General features: G+C 63.0%; 22 protein-coding genes. 8 read left to right on the top strand and 14 right to left on the bottom strand.

Annotated features, from left to right (window positions below; genetic code table 11):
* Nucleotides 1-14: 14 nt before the first annotated feature.
* The 6 genes from hpaI to ACT54B_RS05670 all read right to left on the bottom strand — a co-directional run bounded on the left by hpaI (nucleotide 15) and on the right by ACT54B_RS05670 (nucleotide 5,662).
* Nucleotides 15-821: a 4-hydroxy-2-oxoheptanedioate aldolase gene (gene hpaI / locus ACT54B_RS05695; RefSeq protein ID WP_476043576.1), complete on the bottom strand. Its 807-nt coding sequence runs from the start codon at nucleotides 819-821 to the stop codon at nucleotides 15-17.
* A 13-nt stretch (nucleotides 822-834) separates the two neighbouring features.
* Entirely contained in the window at nucleotides 835-1,638 is an 804-nt protein-coding gene (gene hpaH, locus ACT54B_RS05690; protein ID WP_476043575.1) for a 2-oxo-hept-4-ene-1,7-dioate hydratase, read from the bottom strand.
* On the bottom strand, nucleotides 1,638-2,510 hold the full coding sequence (locus ACT54B_RS05685) for a fumarylacetoacetate hydrolase family protein (RefSeq protein WP_476043574.1): 873 nt from the start codon (nucleotides 2,508-2,510) through the stop codon (nucleotides 1,638-1,640). The genes hpaH and ACT54B_RS05685 overlap by 1 nt, the downstream gene beginning before the upstream one ends.
* 119 nt (nucleotides 2,511-2,629) lie before the next feature.
* Entirely contained in the window at nucleotides 2,630-3,610 is a 981-nt protein-coding gene (gene hpaD, locus ACT54B_RS05680) for a 3,4-dihydroxyphenylacetate 2,3-dioxygenase (RefSeq protein ID WP_476043573.1), read from the bottom strand.
* Between the two features lie 103 nt (nucleotides 3,611-3,713).
* Nucleotides 3,714-5,231 (bottom strand): 5-carboxymethyl-2-hydroxymuconate semialdehyde dehydrogenase, encoded by a 1,518-nt coding sequence (gene hpaE, locus ACT54B_RS05675; protein WP_476043572.1) that lies wholly within the window; start codon nucleotides 5,229-5,231, stop codon nucleotides 3,714-3,716.
* A gap of 44 nt (nucleotides 5,232-5,275) precedes the next feature.
* Nucleotides 5,276-5,662, bottom strand: a complete 387-nt coding sequence (locus ACT54B_RS05670) for a 5-carboxymethyl-2-hydroxymuconate isomerase (RefSeq protein ID WP_476043570.1) — start codon at nucleotides 5,660-5,662, stop codon at nucleotides 5,276-5,278.
* A 167-nt stretch (nucleotides 5,663-5,829) separates the two neighbouring features.
* Between ACT54B_RS05670 and hpaR the strand changes: the two genes are divergently transcribed.
* Nucleotides 5,830-6,351, top strand: a complete 522-nt coding sequence (gene hpaR / locus ACT54B_RS05665) for a homoprotocatechuate degradation operon regulator HpaR (protein WP_476043569.1) — start codon at nucleotides 5,830-5,832, stop codon at nucleotides 6,349-6,351.
* Here hpaR and ACT54B_RS05660 read toward each other — a convergent pair.
* Nucleotides 6,348-6,860, bottom strand: coding sequence for a flavin reductase (locus tag ACT54B_RS05660; protein ID WP_476043568.1), 513 nt, complete (start codon nucleotides 6,858-6,860; stop codon nucleotides 6,348-6,350). The genes hpaR and ACT54B_RS05660 overlap by 4 nt on opposite strands.
* Nucleotides 6,861-6,885: 25 nt before the next feature.
* Nucleotides 6,886-8,445: a 4-hydroxyphenylacetate 3-hydroxylase N-terminal domain-containing protein gene (locus tag ACT54B_RS05655; RefSeq protein WP_476043567.1), complete on the bottom strand. Its 1,560-nt coding sequence runs from the start codon at nucleotides 8,443-8,445 to the stop codon at nucleotides 6,886-6,888.
* 95 nt (nucleotides 8,446-8,540) lie between these two features.
* On the opposite strand from ACT54B_RS05655, the gene ACT54B_RS05650 reads away from it, so the two are divergent.
* Complete coding sequence (locus tag ACT54B_RS05650) at nucleotides 8,541-9,407, top strand: helix-turn-helix domain-containing protein (RefSeq protein ID WP_476043566.1); 867 nt, start codon at nucleotides 8,541-8,543, stop codon at nucleotides 9,405-9,407.
* A gap of 3 nt (nucleotides 9,408-9,410) precedes the next feature.
* On the opposite strand, the gene ACT54B_RS05645 is transcribed toward ACT54B_RS05650, so the two are convergent.
* From ACT54B_RS05645 to ACT54B_RS05630, 4 genes are read right to left on the bottom strand one after another with little or no spacing between them, the layout of a single operon-like run.
* Nucleotides 9,411-10,760, bottom strand: coding sequence for an aminotransferase class III-fold pyridoxal phosphate-dependent enzyme (locus ACT54B_RS05645; RefSeq protein ID WP_476043564.1), 1,350 nt, complete (start codon nucleotides 10,758-10,760; stop codon nucleotides 9,411-9,413).
* A 12-nt stretch (nucleotides 10,761-10,772) separates the two neighbouring features.
* Nucleotides 10,773-11,438, bottom strand: a complete 666-nt coding sequence (locus ACT54B_RS05640; protein WP_476043562.1) for an HAD-IA family hydrolase — start codon at nucleotides 11,436-11,438, stop codon at nucleotides 10,773-10,775.
* Nucleotides 11,435-12,700 (bottom strand): Tm-1-like ATP-binding domain-containing protein, encoded by a 1,266-nt coding sequence (locus ACT54B_RS05635; protein ID WP_476043561.1) that lies wholly within the window; start codon nucleotides 12,698-12,700, stop codon nucleotides 11,435-11,437. The genes ACT54B_RS05640 and ACT54B_RS05635 overlap by 4 nt, the downstream gene beginning before the upstream one ends.
* Entirely contained in the window at nucleotides 12,697-13,524 is an 828-nt protein-coding gene (locus tag ACT54B_RS05630) for an IclR family transcriptional regulator (RefSeq protein ID WP_476043560.1), read from the bottom strand. Before ACT54B_RS05630 ends, ACT54B_RS05635 begins: the two co-directional genes overlap by 4 nt.
* Nucleotides 13,525-13,706: 182 nt before the next feature.
* On the opposite strand from ACT54B_RS05630, the gene ACT54B_RS05625 reads away from it, so the two are divergent.
* On the top strand, nucleotides 13,707-15,185 hold the full coding sequence (locus ACT54B_RS05625; protein WP_476043559.1) for an aldehyde dehydrogenase: 1,479 nt from the start codon (nucleotides 13,707-13,709) through the stop codon (nucleotides 15,183-15,185).
* Between the two features lie 36 nt (nucleotides 15,186-15,221).
* On the opposite strand, the gene ACT54B_RS05620 is transcribed toward ACT54B_RS05625, so the two are convergent.
* Nucleotides 15,222-16,211 (bottom strand): MDR family oxidoreductase, encoded by a 990-nt coding sequence (locus tag ACT54B_RS05620; protein WP_476043557.1) that lies wholly within the window; start codon nucleotides 16,209-16,211, stop codon nucleotides 15,222-15,224.
* 111 nt (nucleotides 16,212-16,322) lie between these two features.
* Nucleotides 16,323-17,243: a LysR family transcriptional regulator gene (locus tag ACT54B_RS05615; protein ID WP_476043556.1), complete on the bottom strand. Its 921-nt coding sequence runs from the start codon at nucleotides 17,241-17,243 to the stop codon at nucleotides 16,323-16,325.
* 111 nt (nucleotides 17,244-17,354) lie between these two features.
* Here ACT54B_RS05615 and ACT54B_RS05610 point away from each other — a divergent pair, with 111 nt between their 5' ends.
* From ACT54B_RS05610 to ACT54B_RS05590, 5 genes are all read left to right on the top strand, one after another.
* A complete protein-coding gene (locus tag ACT54B_RS05610) occupies nucleotides 17,355-18,497 on the top strand; it encodes an acyl-CoA dehydrogenase family protein (protein WP_476043555.1) in 1,143 nt (380 codons plus the stop codon).
* Nucleotides 18,497-19,558, top strand: coding sequence for an enoyl-CoA hydratase/isomerase family protein (locus ACT54B_RS05605; protein ID WP_476043554.1), 1,062 nt, complete (start codon nucleotides 18,497-18,499; stop codon nucleotides 19,556-19,558). Before ACT54B_RS05610 ends, ACT54B_RS05605 begins: the two co-directional genes overlap by 1 nt.
* A 21-nt stretch (nucleotides 19,559-19,579) precedes the next feature.
* Entirely contained in the window at nucleotides 19,580-20,467 is an 888-nt protein-coding gene (gene mmsB, locus ACT54B_RS05600) for a 3-hydroxyisobutyrate dehydrogenase (protein WP_476043552.1), read from the top strand.
* Between the two features lie 8 nt (nucleotides 20,468-20,475).
* Entirely contained in the window at nucleotides 20,476-21,255 is a 780-nt protein-coding gene (locus ACT54B_RS05595; protein WP_476043551.1) for an enoyl-CoA hydratase, read from the top strand.
* A gap of 187 nt (nucleotides 21,256-21,442) precedes the next feature.
* The gene (locus ACT54B_RS05590) at nucleotides 21,443-22,591 is read left to right on the top strand and encodes an OpgC family protein (protein ID WP_476043550.1); all 1,149 of its coding nucleotides are present in this window, start codon (nucleotides 21,443-21,445) and stop codon (nucleotides 22,589-22,591) included.
* Nucleotides 22,592-22,617 lie beyond the last annotated feature (26 nt).

Genomic DNA, 22,617 nt, shown 5'->3' with positions numbered 1-22,617 from the left:
AAGACCGCACGCGATCAATAGCTGGATGTGGATTTCACGGGCTGGGGTGCCGCTTCACCCCGGTAGGAGCGGGCGAGATTGCTGGTCGCCTGCGAGAACAGCGTCACATCCGTGCCAACGGCCACGAATTTCGCGCCGAGTTCGATATAGCGGTTCGCCAGCTTCGGATCGGAATTCAGGATGCCGGCGGGCTTGCCGGCGGCCTGGATGCGCTGGATCGCCTTTTCGATGGTTTCGAGCACGACCGGCTCGGTTCCCCGGCCCGGATAGCCCATGTCGGCGGCGAGATCGGCGGGGCCAATGAAGATTGCATCCACGCCATCGACGGCGGCGATCTCCTCGATGGCATCGACGGCGGCCTTGCTCTCTGCCTGCACGATCAGGCAGACCTCGTCATTGGCGGTCGTCAGATAGTCAGGAATGCGGTTGAAGGCGGAGGCCCGCGCCACCGCCGCACCGACGCCACGCACGCCCTTCGGCGGATAATTCATCGCCCTGACCAGCTGGCGGGCCTGTTCTGCGGTTTCGACCATCGGCACCAGCACGCTTTGCGCGCCGATATCCAGCACCTGCTTGATCATCCAGGTCTCGCCAATCGGCACGCGCACCACGGGCGCGACCGGATGGGCGGCGAGCGTCTGAAGCTGGGCGAGCAGCAGCGGAATGTCGTTCGGCCCGTGCTCGCCATCGATCAGCAGCCAGTCGAACCCTGCGCCGGCGGCGATTTCGGCCGTATAGGGGCTGGCGAGGCTCAGCCAGAAGCCGATCATGACCTTCTCGCCCTTCAAGCCAGCCTTGAAGGGGTTCTTGGGTGCGGGCATGGATTATTCCTTTTTAGGCAAAATAGGCTGAAACGGTGCCGTAGGGGCCGAAATCCGCGACGATCGTATCGCCGTGACGGGCTTCCACCGGGCGGATGAAGGAGCCCGAGAGCACCACATCGCCCGCCGAAATGGAAGAGCCATATTGGCCGAGACGGTTCGCCAGCCAGGCAATGCCCGCGGCCGGATGGTTGAGCACGCCGGCGCCGAGGCCGGTTTCCTCGATCTCGCCATTTCGGGAGACGATGGCGCCCATCCAGCGCATGTCGGCATCGAGCGGCCGCACGGGGCGTCCGCCCATGACGATGCCGCCATTGGCCGCATTGTCGGAGATCGTGTCGAAGATCGTACGGGTCTTCTTCGTCTCCGGATCGACGCGCAGGATGCGGGTATCGAGGATTTCGAGCGAGGGCGTGATGAAATCGGTGGCATTCAGCACGTCGAAGATGGTCACGCCCGGCCCCTTCAGCGGCGCCTTCATGACAAAGGCGATCTCCGCCTCGATGCGCGGCTGGATGAAGCGGTCGGCGGGAATGGTCGCGCTGTCGGGGAAGAACATGTCGTCGAACAGCACCCCGGAATCCGGAATGTTGATGTTCAGCGCATATTGCATGGCCTTGGAGGTGAGGCCGATCTTCCAACCCTTGACCACAAGGCCGCTCTCGATCTTGAGGCGGACGAGTTCGGCCTGCACGCGATAGGCATCGTCCATGGTCCCGCCGGGGAAATCATGGCTGAGCAGGCGGATCTGGGTGCGGTTCTTCTCGGCCTCGAAGAGGCGCCTTGCGGCGTCCTTGATCTGGTCTTCGGTCAGCATCAGGCGGTTCCCTCGTCTGCTACGGTGTTTCTCAGGATGCCGATGCCATCGGCCTCCACCTCGATCACGTCACCGGGCTTCAGCCAGATCGGCGGATCGAAACGGGCACCGGCACCGGTCGGCGTGCCGGTGACGATCACGTCGCCCGGCACCAGCGTGGTGAAGGTGGAGATATAGTTGATGATCTTGCGGAAGGAAAAGATCATCCGGCTGGTGCGGTCATCCTGACGCACCTCGCCATTGACGCGGGTAACGAGGCGGATATCGGCGAGCTGGCTCTCATCCTTGTAGGGCACCAGCCACGGGCCGATAGAGCCGGTGCGGTCGAAATTCTTGCCCTGGGTCACGTTGAACTTGGCATGGCGCACCCAGTCGCGGATCGTGCCCTCGTCGCAGAGCGTGAGCGCCGCGATGTGATCGAGCGCATCCGCCTCGGCAATGCGCCGGCCGCCCTTGCCGATCACGATGACGATCTCGCCCTCATAGTCCAGCTGCGGGCTTTCCGGCGGGCGGATCAGCGGCTGGTCGTGCCCCGTGAAGGAGCGCGGAAAGCGGATGAAGAGCGAAGGGTTCGAGGGCGCGGCCTGCCCGTCCTTGTATTCCTCGTTGCGGTCCGGAAAATTCACGCCGACGCAGATCAGTTTTTCCGGCGTGAGCAGCGGGATTTCGTACGTAATCTCGGCGACCGGGAAATCCGGTTGAAGCCCACGCGTGGCCTCTTCCAGCCGATGAAGGGCACCGGCCTCCACGACCGACTGGAGGGTCGGATAATCCGTGCCGAAACGGGCGGAGAGATCGATCACGCCGGTCTCGGCGATGATCCCGTAGCCGGCCTGTCCGTTCCGGGTGAAGCTTGCGAAGCGGGTGTGCATGGGCATGTCCTGATTGGTTCTCGGGCAATAGAGGCCAACCTTCACTTATCCCCATCGGGGAGAAGATACCGGAAGGCGGATGAGGGGGGCGGCAGCTAATGCGCCCCCCTCACCAAGGTTTACGGTGCGATGATCGGCGTCGCCTTCAACGCGGAATCGCGCACTTCGGTCTCGGCAAACAGGCTGCCATGCTCGAACCAGCTCTTCGGTGCCGGCGCGCCCCAAAGCGTCTGGCGCTGCGGGTCCTTCAGGTCCCACTTGATCGGCTCGAGATCCGGATCGACCGTCTGGTAATCCGAGCAGTAGATCTCGATGCGGTGGCCATCCGGATCGAGGATATAGAGGAAGAAGGCATTGGAAATGCCGTGGCGACCCGGGCCACGCTCGATGTTCTTCAGGTAGCCGGTGGTCGACATCAGGTCGAGGAGATCGATGATGTTGAGGGGCGTCGGCACCCAGAAGGCGGTGTGGTGCAGGCGCGGGCCACGGCCATTGGTGAAGGCCATGTCGTGCACGCCGCCCTTGCGGTGCAGCCAGGCGGCCCAGAGCTTCTTCGACTCTTCGTCTTCCGTATACTCGGTCACGCGGAAGCCCATCTCGCTGTAGAAGGCGACGGAGGCGTCGACATCGGGCGAGAAGCAGTTGAAGTGGTCAATGCGCAGCGGCTTCACGCCCTTGTAGAGCTTATACTGCTGGTGGATCGGGGCCAAGCGATCCATCTTGTGGTAGAATTCCAGCGGAATGCCGAAATTGTCGCGGGTGCGCAGCGTCCGGCCCTGATAGGGGCGTTCGACCCACTCGGTCGGCAGGCCTTTCTTTTCGAAGAAGGCTTTGGCGCGGTCCAGGTCGTCCTCGCCATAGACCTTCATGCCGAGCACGTTGGCAACGGCTTCCTCGCCCTTTTTCAACACCATGCAGTGATGGCCGCGCTCTTCCATGGCGCGCAGATAGATCGCATCCTTGTCCTCGTAGGTCACCTGCAAGCCGAGCGTATCGACATAGAAGGCCCGCGAGGCGGAAAGATCCTTGACGATGAATTCCACGTGGCTGAGGCGCACCGTGTTGAAATCCGGGTGAAGATTGGGGCTGGGTATGGGCATGTCGCTCCTCCTCGGCGCTTTGTCTTGCCTCCCTTTGGCAAGCGGCCGTCACAGTCTAAGGATGGCCCCGGCCGAAGCCGGGGCGTTGTTCAGGTTCGGCCGTTCAGCCGCCGAGTTTCTGGATGGCATGGGCCGTCATGGCGAAGGCGACATTCTTCGTTTCCATATAGAAATCGAAGGACCAGTCGCCGCCATCCCGGCCGATGCCGGAATTCTTGACCCCGCCGAAGGGGGTGGGGAGATGGCGCACATTTTCCGAATTCACCCAGATCATGCCGGCTTCCAGCTGATCCGTAATGCGCAGTGCGCGGGTGACATCGGAGGTCCAGAGATAGCCGGTCAGGCCATATTGGACATCATTGGCCAAGCGCACAGCATCCGCCTCATCGGTGAAGGAAATGGCGGACAGCACCGGACCGAAGATTTCCTCCTGGGCAATGCGCATGTCGTTCTTCACGCCGGTGAAGAGGGTGGGCGAGACATAGCAGCCGCCACCGGGGCCTTCGAACTTCTCGCCACCCGCCGCAACCGTCGCGCCTTCGCTCCGGCCGATGCCGATATATTCCAGCACTTTCTTCTCGTGCACGGGATGGATGAGCGGCCCGATGACCGTCTTGGGATCCAGCGGATGGCCGACGGGGATGCGCTTTGCCTTTTCGGCAACCAGAGCCGTGAACCTGTCGTAGACGGACGCCTCGACCAGCAGGCGCGAGGACGAGGTGCAGCGCTCGCCGTTCAGCGAATAGATCATGAAGACGGCGGCATCGGCGGCCCGCTCCAGATCCGCATCGGCAAAGACGATCACGGGGTTCTTGCCGCCCAGCTCGAAATGCACGCGCTTCAGCGTATCGGCGCCCTGCTTCATGATCATCGAGCCGGTCCGGCTTTCGCCGACGAAGCCAATCGCCTTGATGTCGGGATGTTCGGTCAGCGCCTTGCCGGCATCTTCGCCAAGGCCGTTGACGAGGTTCCAGACGCCCTTCGGCAGGCCTGCTTCTTCGGCGATCTCGACCAGAAGACGGGCCGTCAGCGGCGAGAATTCCGCCGGCTTGTGCACCACCGTGCAACCGGCGGCAAGCGCCGGTGCGATCTTCCAGGTGGAGAGCATGAAGGGCGTATTCCAGGGCGTGATGACGCCGACAGGGCCGATGGGGGTGCGGGTGGTGATGTTGAGCTGGCCGGGTGCACGCAGTGCCTTGCCGTCGCGGGCTTCCGGCGCGCGGTCGGCAAAGAAGCGGAAGTTTTCCGCGCCGCGCAGCGCGGCCTTCGCCATGAACTTCAGCGACTGCCCGGTATCCATGCACTCGACGAAGGCGATCTCTTCCGCACGGGCGACGATGGCATCGGCGATCTTGTGCAGGATCTTCTTGCGCTCGTCGCCGGAGACGGCGGCCCATGCCGGGAAGGCAGCCTTGGCAGCCTTTGCCGCGCGATCGACATCCGCGGCCTTGCCCTTGGCGACCTGGGCCAGCGGCTTCAGATCGACGGGCGAGATGATCTCGAAGGTTTCGCCATCGGCGGCGGGCACGGCCTGGCCGTCGATGTGATTCAGCACGCCATCCTTGCGGAAGCGGGCGAGATAGGCTTCGGCCTTCTTCAGGTTTTCATCGAGTGTGGACATCGGAGACTTTCCATGGATTGCCGTCCCCTCGGGAACGGCGGATTTCACTTGTCGCGAAGGCGGGGATGGATGGCGTTCTTCTTCCAGCTGAGCTCCGAATCGATTTCGCGGATCTCCAGCGAAAGGGCGAAATGCGGCGTTTCGAACCGGTTCTTCAGGAAAGCGGCAACGGCCGAGAAGATCGCCTCGCCGGCGCGCTTCTTGTCTTCTTCGCTCCGGCCCTTGCCGATGCGGAATTCCATGTCGAGGAAGGCATTTTCCGCGAGATCGTCGGCAATCGACCAGGCATCGGCGCGGAAGGCACGGACACGCACGGCACCCACTTCGAAAAGACCCGTTCCGAGAATCGTCTCGCGCACCAGACCGCAGAGCGCGGTCATGTCCACGTCATCCTCGAGATTGGCCGAATATTCCATTCTGAAATGCGGCATGCCATCCTCCCCGGCGGTCAGATCCTGAGATGTGCCGCCTCATGTAATTAACATGTTAAATATTTGCGCACTCTTGTCAAGTCGATGCAGGCTGATTTTGCACCTTTGGTCAATGCCCGATCCCGCCTGCGGGCGTTGCCAAACAAATTGCCGCTCCAGTATAAGCCATGGAAGGCGCCGGCCAATTCCCTGGCGGCGGCCGCCTCATCGTGGAGAGATCCTTGCTGCCGAAGAATACCCGCCGTTCGCTGCCCATGTCGCTGCTCCGCGGCCGCGAGGCGGTCATGTCGAAGTTCCGGCCCATGCTGGCGCGGCACAATGTCAGCGAACAGCAATGGCGCGTCCTGAGAGTCCTGCAGGAGGCAGGCCCTCTCGATGCCTCGGAAGTGTGCGAGCGGGCCTCGATCCTGGCGCCCAGCCTCACCCGCATCATCAAGACGCTGGTGGAGCGGCAGTTCATCACCGTCGGCAAATTCAAGGGCGACGGCCGCCGGGTTCAGCTCTCTATCGCGCCACCCGGCACCGCGCTGATCGATGAAGTCCAGCCCGAGCGGCAGGCGATCTATGACGAGATCGAGCGCCGCTTCGGTCCCGAGCGCATCGAGGAGCTGCTTGACCTGCTGGAGGCGCTGATCGCCAGCCAGAACGGCATAGTCGAGACGGCCGCCTTCGAAGCCGCCGAAGACTAACCGCCGAAGCCGCCATTGGCGAAGGTTTGCGGGCGCATGTAGGCGCGGTCCATGTAAAGCAGCGCATCGCCATCGGCGCGGCGGCGGATGCCGGTCACGCGGGCGATCATGATGTTGTGGGTGCCGGCCTGCTGCACCGTTTCGATCTCGCAATCGAAATTGACGATCGCATCCTTGAGCGCCGGGGTGCCCGATTCCATCAGAACCCATTCGGCGGCGGCATAGCGCTCCGCCATGTCCTGCACCTGGCCGGCAAACTTGCCCGCCAGATGCTGGTGCTCATGGGTGAGCACGTTGACGCAAAAGCGCCCGTTCGAGAGAAACAGGTCGCGCTGTGCCGACTTGCCATTCATGCACACGAGGAGGGACGGCGGATCGTCCGAGACGCTGCACATGGCCGTGGCGGTGAATCCGCCACGCCCGTGCGGGCCATCCGTGGTGATGATGTTGACCGGCGCGCAGACGCGGGCCATGGCATCGCGGAATTCACCCTTGGATACTTCGGTCATCGTCTCGCCCTCCCGGCAGCACGGTTCACTCGGCAGCTGCCTTGAGCGGATCCTGGTGGAACGACTGTTCCCAGGTGTCGCCGGTCCAGCCGTTCTCGTCATAATCGTTCATGCAGGTATCGACGAGCGCTTCCATTTCGCGGAGCCGCCCCGTGCGTTCGGCGCCCTTCAGCACCTGCAGACGAACCTCTTCCGGCGCGCCGGCATAGTTCAGCTCGTAGAGGGCATGGCGGCCGCCGAATTCCGTGCCGGTCGCATCCCAGAGCAGCTTCATGATCTTGATGCGCTCGATATGGCTCATGTCGTTCGAGCCGCGCACATATTGCGCGAGATATTTGTTGATCTCGGGATTCTGAAAGTCCTTCGCCGAGGACGGCAGATAGATGAGGCCGGAGGCCACGGTGCGGCGGACCATGTCGATGACCTTCGGATAGGCTTCCGACATGAAGGTACGGTAGCAAAGTGCGGCTTCCATGTTCGGCAGCACCGCGCCATTCGCCCAGGGCTGCGGATTATAGGCCATGGCATTGGAGAAGGCCCAGAACTGATGGCGGATCGCGATCACTTCGCCCAGCATCGCCTGATTGCCGCGGAAGGCATCGCCGCCGGTGGCGCGCAGCGCCTTGGCAAGCAGGCCGGCGAGGAAATCGAGCTTCACGGCAAGCCGGGTGCAGCCCTGGAAGCAATAGCCGTGCATGAAGCCGGAAGCGGGATGGAAGGAGAGGATCTTCTGCGCGTCGCGCAGCACCAGCACGTCTTCCCAAGGGATGAAGACATTGTCGAGCACGAGGATCGCATCATTTTCGTCGAAGCGCGAGGAAAGCGGATAGTCGAAGGGCAGACCCGCGGTGTTTGCGGTCTCCTCGTAGGAGACCCGGCAGAACATCTTGATGCCGGGCGCATTCATCGGAACGATGAACATGACCGAGAGCGACGGATCTTCCGTGACCGTTGCCGAGGACTGGGCGAGGAAGTTGTAGTGCGTCAAGGCCGAGGAGGTCGCGACCACCTTGGCGCCCGAGACATAGATGCCCGCATCGGTTTCCTTGGTGATGTGGACGAAGACGTCCTTCACCTGATCGGCGGGCTTGTGGCGGTCGATCGGCGGGTTGACGATGGCGTGGTTCATGAAGAGCACGCTTTCCTGTGCGCGCTTGTGCCAGGCAAGGGCATTGTCCTTGAATTGACCGTACCAATCGGCATTGGCGCCGAGCGTGTTCATGAGAGCCGCCTTGTAATCGGCGGTGCGGCCCATCCAGCCATAGGACATGCGGGCCCAATCGGCGATGGCGCCCTGCTGGGCGACGAGTTCTGCCGAGGATTTCGCGACGCGGAAATATTTGTGCGTATAGCCGCCATTGCCGGTGTCGGTCGGCGAGGTCAGGCGGTCCTTCTTCGCCGGGTCGTGCAGGGCATCGTAAAGGCGCGCGAGCGAGCGGACCGAATTGCGCATGGCCGGATGGGTGGTCACATCCTCGACGCGCTCGCCGTTGATATAGACTTCGCGGCCGTCGCGCAGGCTTTCCATATATTCGGCCCCGGTGAAGGGACGGGTCTTGTCGGCGCGGATATCTTCGGGGCGCATGGGCTCTCTCCTCCTGAACATGTTAAGGAAAGATAGGCCGGGCAAGCCCGGGAGGCCATGGACATTTCCGCCAATTCGCTGGTACTTTTTCCGGCATGAGTGCTGATCAGGATATCCCGACCTTCTTCGTCTACGGCGAGCCGAGCCGCTCTCTGGATGTGGGCTTTCTGCATGTGGAGACCGTCAACGAGCGGCAATCCCTGCATCAGGGCCATGTGGCGCCGCACAAGCATGCGCAAATGGGGCAGATCACCTTCTGGTATCGCGGAGAGGGGGATTACCGGATCGAGGATCGGCAGTTTCACTTTTCCGCGCCGGCGGTCAGCTTCGTACCCTCCAACATCGTGCACGGATTCGAGATCGGTCCGCAGACCGATGCGATCGTCGTGTCGGTGGCGGACGATACGCTGAAGACACTTTCCGGCTTCACCTCGCTGCCGCTCGACCAGCCGGTGCTCTTGCAAGGCAACCGAACGGATATCGGGTGGCTCCGGCTGTCCGCCGTGCTGGAGCTGATCCAGGCGGAGTACCGCGAGGGCGAAACACCGACGGGGCGGGTGCTGCCCGGGCTGATTGCCGTGGCGCTGTCCTACATCGCCCGGCTCGGCTCGGGAGCGGAAGCGCCCTCCGTCTCGCCCACGGTTTCGCTGGCGCTCGCGCTCCGGCGCGCAGTCGACCGGCACTATCGGCAGGATCATCCCGTGCAGTTCTATGTGGCGCTTCTCCACACCACGCCGCATCTGCTCGACAAGGCAGCGCAACAGGTGTTCGGCCAGACGGTGAAGGCCGTCATTCTGGAACGGCGCCTGCTGGAGGCCAAGCGGCTCCTGATGTTCACCATCCGGCCGATCGAGGATATTGCCGCGGAGACGGGGTTCAAGGACCCCGCCTATTTCTCCCGCTTCTTTCGCAAGCGCGTGGGAGAGGCACCCGCCGCCTGGCGGCGGGTGCATGTCGGATAGGACTCAGAGGCCGGCAAAGGCCTTGTCGAGCGCGCCGAGGATGAGCTGCACTTCATCAGCCGAGAGAATAAGCGGCGGGGACAGGATGATGTTCGAGCCGGAAACGCGGATCATCACGCCGTCGGCATAAGCGCCATCGGCGGCCTTGGCCATGACCTTCTTGTCGGCGGCCTTCTTGGTGGCGCGGTCCGAAACGAGCTCCAGCGCCGCCATCAGGCCGATGCCCCGCACATCGCCCACGACCTCGTGCTTTTCCTTGAGCTTCGCAAGGCCGGCGTGAAGTTCCGGGCCCCGGGCTGCGGCATTGGCGGCGAGATCGAGCCGGCGGGTTTCGGCAAGCGTTGCAAGCGCTGCCGCGCAACCGACCGGATGGGCCGAATAGGTATAGCCGTGGCCGATGGCGCCGAAGGTGGTCTTGTCCGCCTCGAAGGCTTCCGCCACCTTCTGCCCGATCAGCGTGGCGCCCAGCGGGAAGTAGCCCGAGGTGATGGCTTTCGCGATGCACATCATGTCCGGCTTGACGCCCCAGAGGCGGGAGCCCGACCAGGCGCCGGTACGGCCGAAGCCGGTAACGACCTCGTCGGCGATCAGGAGGATGTCGTGGCGATCGCAGAGGGCGCGCACGGCCGGCATGAAGGTCTCGTGCGGCACCATCACCCCGCCAGCGCCCAACACCGGCTCCATGATGACGGCGGCAATCGTATCGGCGCCCTGGAAGGCAATCTCGTCCTCGAAGGCCTGCAGGATCAGCTTGGCCAGCGCGGCCGGATCGCTTTCGTTGAAGGGATTACGGTAGGTGTAAGGGGCCGGCATGTGGAAGAAGCCCGGCATGAGCGGCTCGTAGTTGCGGCGGAAATTGGCATTGCCGTTGGCGGAGGCACCGCCGAAATGGGTGCCGTGATAGCCCTTCTTCAGCGCGAGGAACTTGGTCTTCTCGCCAAGGCCGCGCACCTTCCAGTACTGGCGGGCAAGGCGAAGCGCGGTTTCGACACTGTCCGAACCGCCAGATGTGAAGAAGGAGCGGACCATGCCCTCCGGGGCGAACCAGTCGGCGAGTTCATGGGCAAGCTCGATGGCCGGTGCCGTCGAGGTGCCGCGGAAGGCGGAATAATAGGGAAGCTGGTCAAGCTGGGCGGCAATCGCCTTCTTCACCGGATCCGAACTGTAGCCGAGATTGACGTTCCAGAGACCACCGACCGCATCGAGGACTTCCGTGCCGTCGACATCGGTGACGCGGGTGCCCTTGCCGCCGGTGATGATCTTCGGCGGGTTGGCCTGCATGTCTGCCGGATGGGCCATGGGATGCCAGATATGGCGGGCATTCTGTTCGCGAAGGAAGTTGCTGTCGCGCATGGGTCTTGTCCTTTATTGCGCGCTCAGGCCGAAATGGGCCAGCGCCTGTTCATAGGATTTGAAGGGGGCGGTCACGTCGAAATGGACCGTGCGCATGCCGACGGCATCGCCGCCTTTCACGTTGCGCAGCTGGTCGTCGACGAAGACGCAGTCATCGGGTTCGACGGCAAGCGCCTCGATCACCGTGCGGTAGGCCCGTGGATCGGGTTTCAGGATGGCGGTATAGGTCGCATCGCTGATCAGTTCGAACTTGCCGAGCAGCGGCAGCTTGGTGCGGAAATCCTTGCCGTAGAAGAGGTCGAGCTCGTTGGAAAGGATCGCCAGACGGAAGCCGGCGTCCGCCACGAGATCGATCGCCTTCCTTGCCTCGGGGCGGATCACCGCATCCGGATCGGCGCCGCGGGAGCGGATGACGAAGGTCTGCATGTCGGTCCAGTCCTCGCCGATCAGCTTGCCGGTCTCGGCGGCACGGATGTGCCAGTAGTCCCGCTCGCTGATGTCGTCGGCCTGCATCTTCTGCCACAGCGGATCGCGGGCGGGATCGAAGGGGCCCGGCCAGTCGAGCGTTCCCTCGGCAAGACCGAGCGACTGTTCGGTCAGGCGATGGGTCTCGAACATGGTCTTCGAGATCACCCCGCCGAAATCGAGGACAAGGACCTTGGCAAGCTTGCTCGTCATGCTGCTTCTCCGGCCCGTTCCGGCACGCCGGCCGGCACCTTGCCTTCCGCCGCCCAGCGGTCGAGAACGGCAAGGGCCACGGCGGCAAAGCCCGGGCTATTGATGTGATGGGGCGTTTCGATGAGTTCGACCGGCGGCCGGATCGCGGCACGCATGGCGGCGAGGAAGCCACCGAGGCTTTCCGGATCGTGGAAGGGCTGGCCCTCCTGATCCCATTCCTGGATGCCGCCTTCCGGCAGGATGAAGGCAACCGGACCGGTGGCAGCGGAGAGCTTCTCGCCGATCTTCTCGGCGATATGGCGGCGCTCTTCCGGCGTGGCGATGATGGAGCCGATCAGGCGGTTATGGCCGTGATAGGCGCGATCGGCGAGCTTCGGGGGCAGCGGCAGCCAGGCACAGACATCGATCATGTCGACCGCGCCGGGTGCCACGATCTGCGGAATGCCGAGGCGGCCTGCATTTTCCAGCCGGTCCGCACCGGAATTCACCACCGAACCATTCTCGAAATTGGCAAGCTCCTGAAGCGAGAAATCCATCACCACGTCAAAGCCGCGCTGGGCGGCGACCGCTTCCAGCGCGCGGCCACCCATGCCGGTCGTGTGGAAGACGACGAGCTCGTAGCCGCGCTTGTCGAGTTCGGGCTTCAGATGGGTCATGTATTTGAGGCAGGATTTGCCGAGCGAGCTCATGCCGACCACGGGCTTCGAGCGCGTCGGGCGAACGGCGGTCTTCGCCGCGCCGACGACCGCGCCGGAGGCCTGCGACAGGACGGCCCGGCAGACGCTGTTGAGACCATAGAGACCGCCCGCCCAGAGGATCATCATCAGGTCGGTGGCAATCCGGTCCGGCGGAAGAAGGTGCGAATAGGAAATGGTGGAGACCACGAATTTCGGCACGCCGAGGGGGAGCGCGAGCGCCACATCGAGCGCCAGATCCGTGCCCATCGAGCCGCCAAGCGCCAGAACGCCGTCGATCCGGCCTTCGTCATAAAGCCTGCGGGCGAGGATCGCGGCACCACCCGCCATCATGGTCATGGCCGACATTTCATCGCCGCCGGCGGTTGCGTCTTCAAGGGTGTGACCGCCGGCCGCAAGCACGTCATGCTTGGAAAAATCGGGCGCGTAGGGCGGGTCGCCAAGAATGCTCACATCCATCTGCAGCGCCTCGCCGCCCGCGTCGCGGATCGAGGAGGCCATGAACTGGAGTTCTTCGGATTTCGTATCGCCGGTACCGATCACGATAATGCGGGGACGGGTCGTCATGGGCCTGCCTTTGCCGGTTCGAGAGAGTGTGTGGTTGAAGATAGTCTGGATGAAGAGAGATGATGCGCTTTCCGGGGAACCCCGCCGGACAGCCTTGCCGAAATCTCGTCAGCGGCCCGCCGGACGGCGGCTCCGAGCTTCAAGATTCCGGCATCATCGATGCGCACCAGCGGGCAGGCAATCGCGATGGCCCCCACAGGCATGAGGGGGTCGCGCCCGAAAATTGCAGCGCCCGTGGAATAAACGCCCTCTTCATGCCCTTGTCGGCCGATGGAATAGCCGCGGATACGCGTTTCCTCGATAAGCTGGCGAAGGCGCGCCGGATCGGTTTCGGTAAACCGGGTATGCGCGGGGAGCGGCCGTGCAAGAACAGATTCGACAATATCCTCGGGTGCCTGCGCGAGCCAGGCGAGCCCGGAGGCGGTGCCATGCAGCGGCAGGCGCGCGCCGACCGGAACGCTGACGCGGTTTGCCCGCGGCGATTCGGCTACGTGGATGGAATTGAGCGAGCCGGATTCGAATTCGGAGAGATGGGTGGTTTCGCCGGTTTCGTCTGCCAGCGACTGGACGAAGGGTCGGGCAATTTCAAGGAAAGGGAAATGACTGTCGCGAATGCGGGCGAGCCGGACGATGGCTGGCCCGAGACGATAGCGACGGGTGACCGGATCGTGCTCGATCATGCCGCTTTCGGCGAGCTGGATCAGCAGACGGCGGGTTGTGGCCTTGTCATGGCCCGTCCGGACGGCAAGCTCGGTCAGCCCGAGATCGCCGCGCTCCATATCGAAGGCGTCGAGAAGCGCCATGGCTTTGCCGACCGTGCTCATCGCCCCTCCCCTTTTCCTCCGGACGCGTGGCCTTTCACCAGGGGCGTCTCCCGCGCCTTGATCCGATGAGTTTACTTAACGTGTGAAATACATTGACACCGGCCGGAAAGTTTTGCAAGTCTAAATGTGAAACAAGGGTCCGCATAGTGAACCCGCTGCTTTGCCCCGGAGGAGGCCCGTCCATGCTGAACCAGGAAGCTATTGATACGCTCGCCGCTGAGGCCATCGCGCCGCGCGGTCATCTGATCAACGGACGGATGGTCGTAAGCGACCAGCGCATCGAGGTCAGAAGCCCGATCGACGGCTCTCTCCTGACCAGCATTTCATCGGGAGCAGAGAGCGATATCGACGCCGCCGTTGCCGCCGCGCGCGCGGCCTTCGAGAAATGGTCGCGCTCGGGCCCGGCCTTTCGCAAGAAGGTGCTGCTGAAGCTCGCGGACCTCATCGAAAAGCATGCGCTGGAGCTTGCGGTTCTCGGCGTGCGGGACAATGGCACCGAGATCAACATGGCGCTGAAGGCCGAGCCGCTCTCGGCTGCAGGCACCTTCCGCTACTACGGCGAGGCGATCGACAAGGTCTATGACGAGATCGCGCCGACCGCGCCGGAGGTGCTGGCGCTCGTTCACCGCGACCCGCTGGGTGTCGTCGGCTGCATCGTACCGTGGAATTTTCCGATGATGATCGGTGCCTGGAAGATCGCGCCGGCACTCGCCGCCGGCAATACGGTGGTGCTGAAGCCCGCGGAAATCGCCTCGCTCTCGCTGCTGCGCATGGCCGAACTGGCGCTCGAAGCGGGAATGCCGGAGGGCGTGTTCAATGTGGTGACCGGCAAGGGCTCGGTGACGGGCAAGGCGCTGGGGCTTCACATGGATGTGGACGCTCTGGCCTTTACCGGTTCGGGCGGCGTCGGTCGGATGCTGATGGAATATTCCGCCCGCTCCAACCTGAAGCGCGTCTTCCTGGAGCTGGGTGGCAAGTCGCCCAACGTGGTCTTTGCCGATACGGCGGATCTTGCCAAGGCTGCCAAGGTTTCGGCAGCCGGCATTTTCCGCAATTCGGGTCAGGTGTGCGTGGCCGGCTCCCGCCTGCTTGTGGAGGAGAGCATTCATGATGCCTTCCTCGAGAAGCTGGCCGAGGCGACGGCCAAGTTCAAGGTGGGAAATCCGCTCAAGCTTTCGAGCGATATTGGCGCGGTTTCGAGCGAGGACCAGCTTTCAAAGGATCTCGAATTCGTCGAACAGGCGAAACGGGAAGGCGGCGCGGTTTTGGCAGGCGGCTCCCGCATTCTGACGGAAACCGGCGGCAGCTACATGGCCCCCACCATCGTCACGGGTGTCCAGCCGGGCATGACGCTTTTCAGGGAAGAAGTCTTCGGACCTGTCCTTGCCGTTACGGCCTTCAAGACGGAGGATGAAGCTGTAAAGCTTGCCAATGGCACGGATTACGGTCTCGCCTCCGCCGTCTGGACCTCCAATCTCTCCCGCGCCCACCGCATGGTGCGTTCGATTCACGCAGGCGTGGTGCATGTGAACACCTATGGCGGCTCCGACATCACCGTACCGCTCGGCGGCTTCAAGCAATCGGGCTTCGGGCGCGACAAGTCGCTCCATGCCATGGAGAAATATTCCGACCTGAAGACCGCCTGGATCGATCTGGCATAAGCCATGACAGGGCGGCGCGGAGCCGCCCTTTGCTTTTCAGCCGATACGGATGACGACGCGACCCCGCGTCTGGCCTGCCATGATGGCCGTGGCGAGCTCCGGCAGACGGTCCATCGGCTCGACCGTGGTCATGGCGGCGAGTTTTTGACGGTCGAGGCTTTCGGCCAGCAGAGCCCAGGCGCGATCGCGCTTTGCCGCGGGTGCCATCACCGAATCGACGCCAATCAGTGTCACGCCGCGCAGGATATGGGGCATGACCGTGCCCGGCAGATCGAAGCCGCCCGCGAGGCCGCAGGCCGCCACCGCACCGCCATAGACGGTCTGGGCGAGCACATTGGCAAGCGTCGTCGAGCCCACGGAATCGATGGCTCCCGACCAGCGCTCCTTCTGGAGCGGCCCACCCTTTTCGGCGAGCGTCGCGCGGTCCACGAACTGGCTTGCGCCAAGACTCCTGAGATAGTCATGGGTATCGGGGCGGCCCGTCGAGGCCGTGACCGGATAGCCGCGGCTTGCAAGCAGCGCCACCGCAACGGAGCCGACGCCGCCGGCAGCGCCGGTGACAAGAACCTCGCCCTCGCCCCTGCGGATCGTGCCCCAATCCTCCAGCGCCACCACACAGAGGGCTGCAGTATAGCCCGCGGTGCCGATGGCCATCGCCTCTTCCAGCGTGAAGGCTTCGGGCAGCCGCGTCAGCCAGCCGGGCTTGACGCGCTGGTAGCCGCTATAGCCGCCCCACTCGGTCTCCGACATGCCCCATCCATTCACCACCACCTTGTCGCCTGCCTTCCATTCGGGTGAGCGGCTTTCCACGACCGTGCCGGCGAGATCGGCACCGGCAACCATCGGGAAGCGGCGGGCGATGCGGCCGCGGCCGGAGATGGACAGGCCATCCTTGTAGTTCAGTGTGGAGAACTCCACTTTCACCAGCACTTCGTTGTCGGGCAGGTCGGCGAGCGTCAGGTCTCGAAAACCCGCCTTCGGCTTGCCGTCGACCTGATCGATGACCATGGCGCGGAAGGTGTCCATCTTGTTCCTCCTTGAAATCCCGCCGACGTTCCGGCTTTTCGGCAAGATGGGATGCTTGAAGCGGGTTCGTCAATGACCTGCACATGAGGCGAAGGTCTGATATGGCAAACATCAAAGGCTGGCCGATCCCTCTGTCGCGATGAAAACCGGCCGGTTTGCAGCCGTCGTTTCGCGCAGGAAATCCATGGTCGCCTTCAGCCGCGCCAGTTTGCGCAGGTCTTCATGCACACTCATGTAGAAGGTGCGAATGAGACGAACGCGCGACTGAAGCACGCGGACGAAACGCCGGTCGTTCTCCGCCAGAAAACAGGGCAACACGCCGAGACCGGCCCCGGCGGCAATGGCCTCAGCCTGGGCCAGCAGGTTCGAGCTCCTGATGCGCGTCGTCAGTGCGCGGGAGATGAGGGGAAGATAGTCGAGTTCTGGCGTGTAGATGAGGTCGTCGATATAGCTGACGAAGGGTTGGCCCGAGAGGTCCGGAAGATCGGCGATCGCGTCCCAGTCCCCGCTACGCTCTGCCGAGCCGTAGAGGCCAAGTTCGTAGTCGGTGAGCTTGACCGTGTGGAGCCGCCCATGGGCCGGCACGGACAGACCGATGGCAATATCCGCCTCTCGCCGTGACAGGCTGAAGCTGCGGGGATTGGCGACCAGCTCGATGTCGAGATCCGGGTGACGGGCCGCGAGCACGCCGATACGCGGCGCAAGAAAGCAGGTACCGAAACCGTCCGGTGTACCGATCCGGACCGTGCCGGAGACGCCGGCGCTTTCTTCCGCAATCTCGCTCTGGATGGTCGTGACCGCCGCCTCGACCCGTTCGGCTTCCGCCATCAGCCGCTCCCCTTCCAGCGTCAACGTGTAGCCGTTCAGGCTCTTGTCGAACAATTTCGCCTTCAGCGACGTTTCCAGCGCAAGGATGCGGCGGGACAGCGTGGAGTGATCCACCTTCAGCCGCTTGGCTGCCAGGGTGAGCTTGCCGCTGCGGGCGACGGCGAGAAAGGAGCGGAGGAGATCCCAGTCGAACGGTTTTGACATGTGAATTTCTGCACAATAACAGCGGAAAATTACCCCTATAACGGTGCATGAATTTATGCAATGCAAGGCTCAAGGCCGGACGACATGCGGAGGATCCGGCAAGGAGGACCCATGGAATTCGGCTTGAATGACGATCAGACCGCCATCCGGGACATGGCTCGCGCCTTCGCGGCCGAGGAAATCGCGCCTCATGCGCTGATCTGGGACGAGCAGAAGCATTTTCCTGTCGATGTCCTGCAGAAGGTGGCAGCGCTCGGCATGGGCGGCATCTATGTCAGCGAGGCGGCCGGAGGAACGGGCCTGACCCGGCTCGATACCGCTGTCATCATCGAGGAACTGGCGCGCGGTTGCCCCGCCGTTTCCGCCTATGTTTCCATCCACAACATGGTCGCCGGCATGATCGACCGTTATGGCTCGCCCGAGCAGAAGGATCGCTTCCTGCCCGGTCTCCTCTCGATGGAGGTTCTGTCGAGCTATTGCCTGACCGAGCCCGGTTCCGGCTCGGATGCGGCCGCACTGAAGACGCGGGCGGTCCGGGATGGCGACGATTATGTGTTGACCGGACAGAAGCAATTCATATCGGGCGCGGGCAGCGCCGGCCTCTACCTCGTGATGGCACGGACCGGCGAAGACGGCCCGAAAGGCGTTTCCGCCTTCCTGCTGACCTCCGATATGGAAGGCCTTTCCTTTGGCGCCAACGAGCGCAAGATGGGCTGGAATGCGCAGCCCACGCGGGCGGTGATCATGGACAAGGTGCGCGTGCCCGCCGCAAACCGGCTCGGCGCAGAGGGCGAGGGCTTTCGCTTCGCCATGGCGGGGCTCGATGGCGGGCGTCTGAACATCGCGGCGGCCGCCCTTGGCGGAGCGCAGAACGCCTTCGACAAGGCGGTCGACTACATGCGGGAGCGCAAGGCCTTCGGCAAGGCGATCATCGATTTCCAGGCACTGCAGTTCCGTCTTGCGGATATGGAGACGGATCTCGAAGTGGCACGGACTTTCCTCTGGCGCGCGGCAACGGCGCTCGACCGAGGCGATGCGGATGCGACGAAGCTTTGCGCAATGGCCAAGCGCCATGTGACGGACCGGGCCTTCGAGGTGGCCAACCAGGCGCTGCAGATGCTCGGCGGTTATGGATATCTGGCCGATTATGGTCTGGAAAAGATCGTTCGGGACTTGCGTGTGCACCAGATTCTCGAGGGAACCAACGAAATCATGCGGCTGATCATTGCCCGCAGTATTGTGGGGAGAGGATGATGGACATCGCACAGGAACAGGAGCTGGAGGTTTCCCGGCAAGGGACGCTGGGCGTGTTTGTGCTCAACCGCCCGAAGGTGTTGAACAGCCTGTCCCTGACCATGGTCCGGCAGATGGACAAGGCGCTCGACCATTTCGAGGCGGACCATTCCGTCCAGGCCCTCTGGATGATCGGTGCCGGAGACCGGGCCTTTTGCGCCGGAGGCGATATCCGTGCCCTCTACGATGCGGGCAAGGCCGGCGAGAGCCTGCCCGAGACCTTCTGGCGGGAGGAATACTGCCTCAACGCCCGCCTGAGCCGATTTCCGAAACCGGTCATTTCCGTGATGAACGGTATCACCATGGGCGGCGGCGTCGGGCTTGCGGCCCATGCCAGCCATCGGCTGGTGATCGAGCGAACCCGATTTGCCATGCCAGAGGCCGGCATCGGTTTCTTCCCCGATGTGGGTGCCTCCTGGTTGCTGACGCGTCCGGGCCAAGAATTCGGAACCTATATTGCGATGACGGGCGTCAACTGCGGGCCCGGCGACACGATCGCCGCCGGTATTGCAGATCATTTCGTGCCGGAAGCGCGTCTGGAGGCGCTGAAGGAGACGCTCACCGTCCTTCCCCCGGGCTCGGTCCATCAACAGGTCAGCGACAGGATCGCGGCTTTTGCCGCACCGGCTCCGGCGGGCATGGACGAAGCCGCGCTTCGGATTATCGACCGCACGTTCTGCCATGATCGGGTCGAGGATATTCTGGCGGCTCTGCATGCGGACGGCAGCGAATTTGCCTTGGCGACGCGAACGCTGTTGCTGACCAAGTCGCCGACCAGCCTGAAGATTACCCTGGACCTCTACCGGCAAGGCCGCCGCGCAGCGGAACTGGAAACGTGCCTCGAGCGGGAGTTTGCGGTGACCGCCGGGATGATCGCCGGGCATGATTTCTACGAAGGGGTGCGGGCCGCGATCATCGACAAGGACCGAAATCCTCGCTGGTCACCCGCGGATCTCGCCTCCGTTTCGGACGAAACGGTCGCCAGCTATTTCGTTCCCCGGCATCCCCGGCTTTTTCGCTGACCCATCCACAAGGAGCGACCCATGACGGACAAAATTGCATTCATCGGACTTGGCAATATGGGTGGGCCCATGGCGGCCAATCTCGTCAAGGCGGGCTTTGCCGTAGCCGGCTTCGATCTTTCCGAGGCAAGCCGAGAAGAGGCGCGGGCCAAGGGCGTGACACTTTACGAGAGCGCTGAGTCCGCCGCCGCCGACGCCTCCGTCATCGTCACGATGCTGCCCGCTGGCAAACATGTCCTGTCCGTCTGGGGAAGCCTGACGACGGTTGCCAGACCTGGCACGCTGATGATCGACTGCTCGACCATCGACGTGGAAAGCGCACGAAAGGCCCACGCACTGGCCGCAGGCCAGCGTCTCCATTCACTCGATGCACCCGTATCCGGCGGAACGGGCGGCGCAGCCGCGGGCACGCTCACCTTCATGGTCGGAGGCACAAGCGAGGCCTTCGGGAAGGCTAACGCTATTCTCTCGGCCATGGGGAAGAAGATCGTGCATTGCGGTGATCCGGGTGCTGGTCAGGCCGCGAAGATCTGCAACAACATGATCCTCGGTATTTCCATGGCGGCCGTATCGGAAGCATTCGTGCTGGCGGAAAAGCTCGGCCTCTCCCATCAGGCACTCTTCGACGTCGCCTCCACCTCCTCCGGTCAATGCTGGTCGCTGACGAGCTATTGCCCCGTACCGGGTCCGGTGGCGACCTCGCCCGCCAACAATGATTATCGGCCGGGTTTCGCTGCGGCCCTGATGCTGAAAGACCTGCGCCTTTCGCAGGAAGCTGCCACCGCAAGCGGAGCAGAAACGCCGCTCGGTGCCCACGCAACGGAACTTTACGAAGCATTTGACAAGTCCGGTCATGGCTCCCAAGACTTCTCTGCAATCATTCAGCATATTCGCGATCTGACGGCCTGAGGAACACCATGAGCACGACCTATGAAACGATCCTGACGGAGAAGAAGGGCCGCGTCGGCCTGATCACGCTCAATCGCCCGAAAGCCCTGAACGCGATCAACCGACAGCTGACCGAGGAGCTGCTTGCTGCTCTCGAAGCATTCGACACCGATCCGGACATCGGGTGCATCGTGGTAACCGGCTCGGACAAGGCCTTCGCTGCGGGCGCCGATATCAAGGAAATGCAGTCCGCTTCCTATATCGAAATGTACTCCAACGACTGGTTCTCCGCTTGGGACCGGATGCTGGCCGTACGCAAGCCGGTGATCGCGGCGGTTGCCGGCTATGCGCTGGGCGGCGGCTGTGAGCTGGCCATGATGTGTGATTTCATTCTGGCTGCCGATTCCGCCAAGTTCGGACAGCCGGAAATCAAGCTCGGCGTGATGCCGGGTATGGGGGGAAGCCAGCGCCTGACCCGTCTGGTCGGGCGCGCCAAAGCCATGGACATGTGCCTGACCGGCCGGATGATGGATGCAGCGGAAGCGGAACGGGCGGGATTGGTTTCCCGTATCGTCCCCGCTGCCGCGCTCATCGAGGATGCATTGAAGACGGCGGAAGTGATTGCGGCGATGTCGCTGCCGGCAGCCATGATGGTGAAGGAAGCGGTGAACCGCGCCGATCAGCTGAGCCTTTCGGAAGGGCTTCGCCACGAGCGGCGCGTGTTCCACGCCATGTTCGCCCTTGAGGACCAGAAGGAAGGCATGGCTGCCTTCGTCGAAAAGCGGCAGGCCGACTTCAAGCATCGCTGATCTTTCCAACCGGCATTCCCGGTTCCGCGGCCGCATTCTCTACACAGAATGCGGCCGTTGTCTGTATGGCTGTCATTCATCCATTACATGCGTGTCATAGACAGGACATTGCCGATCCGCAGAGGGCGTTGGGGCGCCGTTCGTCTGCGGGACGAAGCATGATCCGATTGCGATGACCGAGTAACCGATGCTGACGCGAACGCCTCCCGCAGACCTTCTCCCGGCGCGCCCGGCCTCCGCCGCAGGAAACCGCGATCCCCGGCTCGATTTTTTCCGGGGGCTGGCGCTCTTCATCATCCTCATTGCCCATGTCCCCTTCGATGACTGGGCGCTTTTCATTCCGGCGCGCTTCGGCTTTTCCGATGCGACGGAAATCTTCGTTTTCCTCTCCGGCATGGCTTCGGCACTCGCCTTCGGCCGGATTTCCGACAGGCAGGGACTTGTGCTGCTGACCGCCCGAGTCGGTTACCGTATCTGGCAGATCTATTGGGCGCATATCGGCCTTTTCATCGCAACCGCAAGCCTGATGGCCATCGCCGGAACAAGACCCGACGGCAATAGCTACGTGACCGCACTCAATCTGGAACCCTTCTTCCAGATGCCCGGCTGGCTGCTTCCGCATCTGCTGGGACTGAGCTACGTTCCGAATTTCTTTGACGTCTTGCCCATGTACATGGTGCTGCTTGCGCTGATTCCGCTCATGCTCGCTGCAGAGCGGGTCCATCCGCGCCTCCCTTTCCTCCTGATGGGGGTATTGTGGCTTGCCACCCAAGCCGGGCTGACCCACCTGCCGGCAGAACCGTGGTCCAATCGGCCCTGGTTCTTCAACCCCTTCGGCTGGCAGTTGCTGTTCTTTGCCGGATTCTTCCTCATGCGCCGCCGACCATCCTTGCCCTCCCGCGGCGCGGTGCCGATCACCCTTTCCGTCGCGATCCTTCTCGTCGCTTTCCCGCTTTCATGGCGTCCGCTCGTGGAAAGCCAGCCAGCGCTGCAATGGATTGCCACTATTCTCCTGCCCTTCACGGACAAGACGGCTTTTGGGCTGTTGCGTCTGGTGCATTTCCTGGCAGTCGCCACTCTGGCGCTCAAGGTTGCGGGCCCACGGGGTGAACGTCTGGGCGGACGCACGGGGCAAATGGTGCAACAGGTAGGGCAGCAATCCCTGGCGGTCTTTGTCTTCAGCATGTTTCTGGCTCAGGTCATGGGTATCATTCTTGACCGCACGGATCACGATGCCGCCGCCACGCTGCTTGTGAACGTGGCAGGATTTGCCGCATTGGTATGCGTTGCCCGGATTGTCCACTGGTTCAAGTCGGCCCCCTGGACGATGCGCTGACATCGCGCAGGAACCTTTCCGCATTC

It is taken from the genome of Gellertiella sp. DMC107, from assembly GCF_056313605.1.
This window is presented reverse-complemented; position numbering and strand designations above follow the sequence as displayed.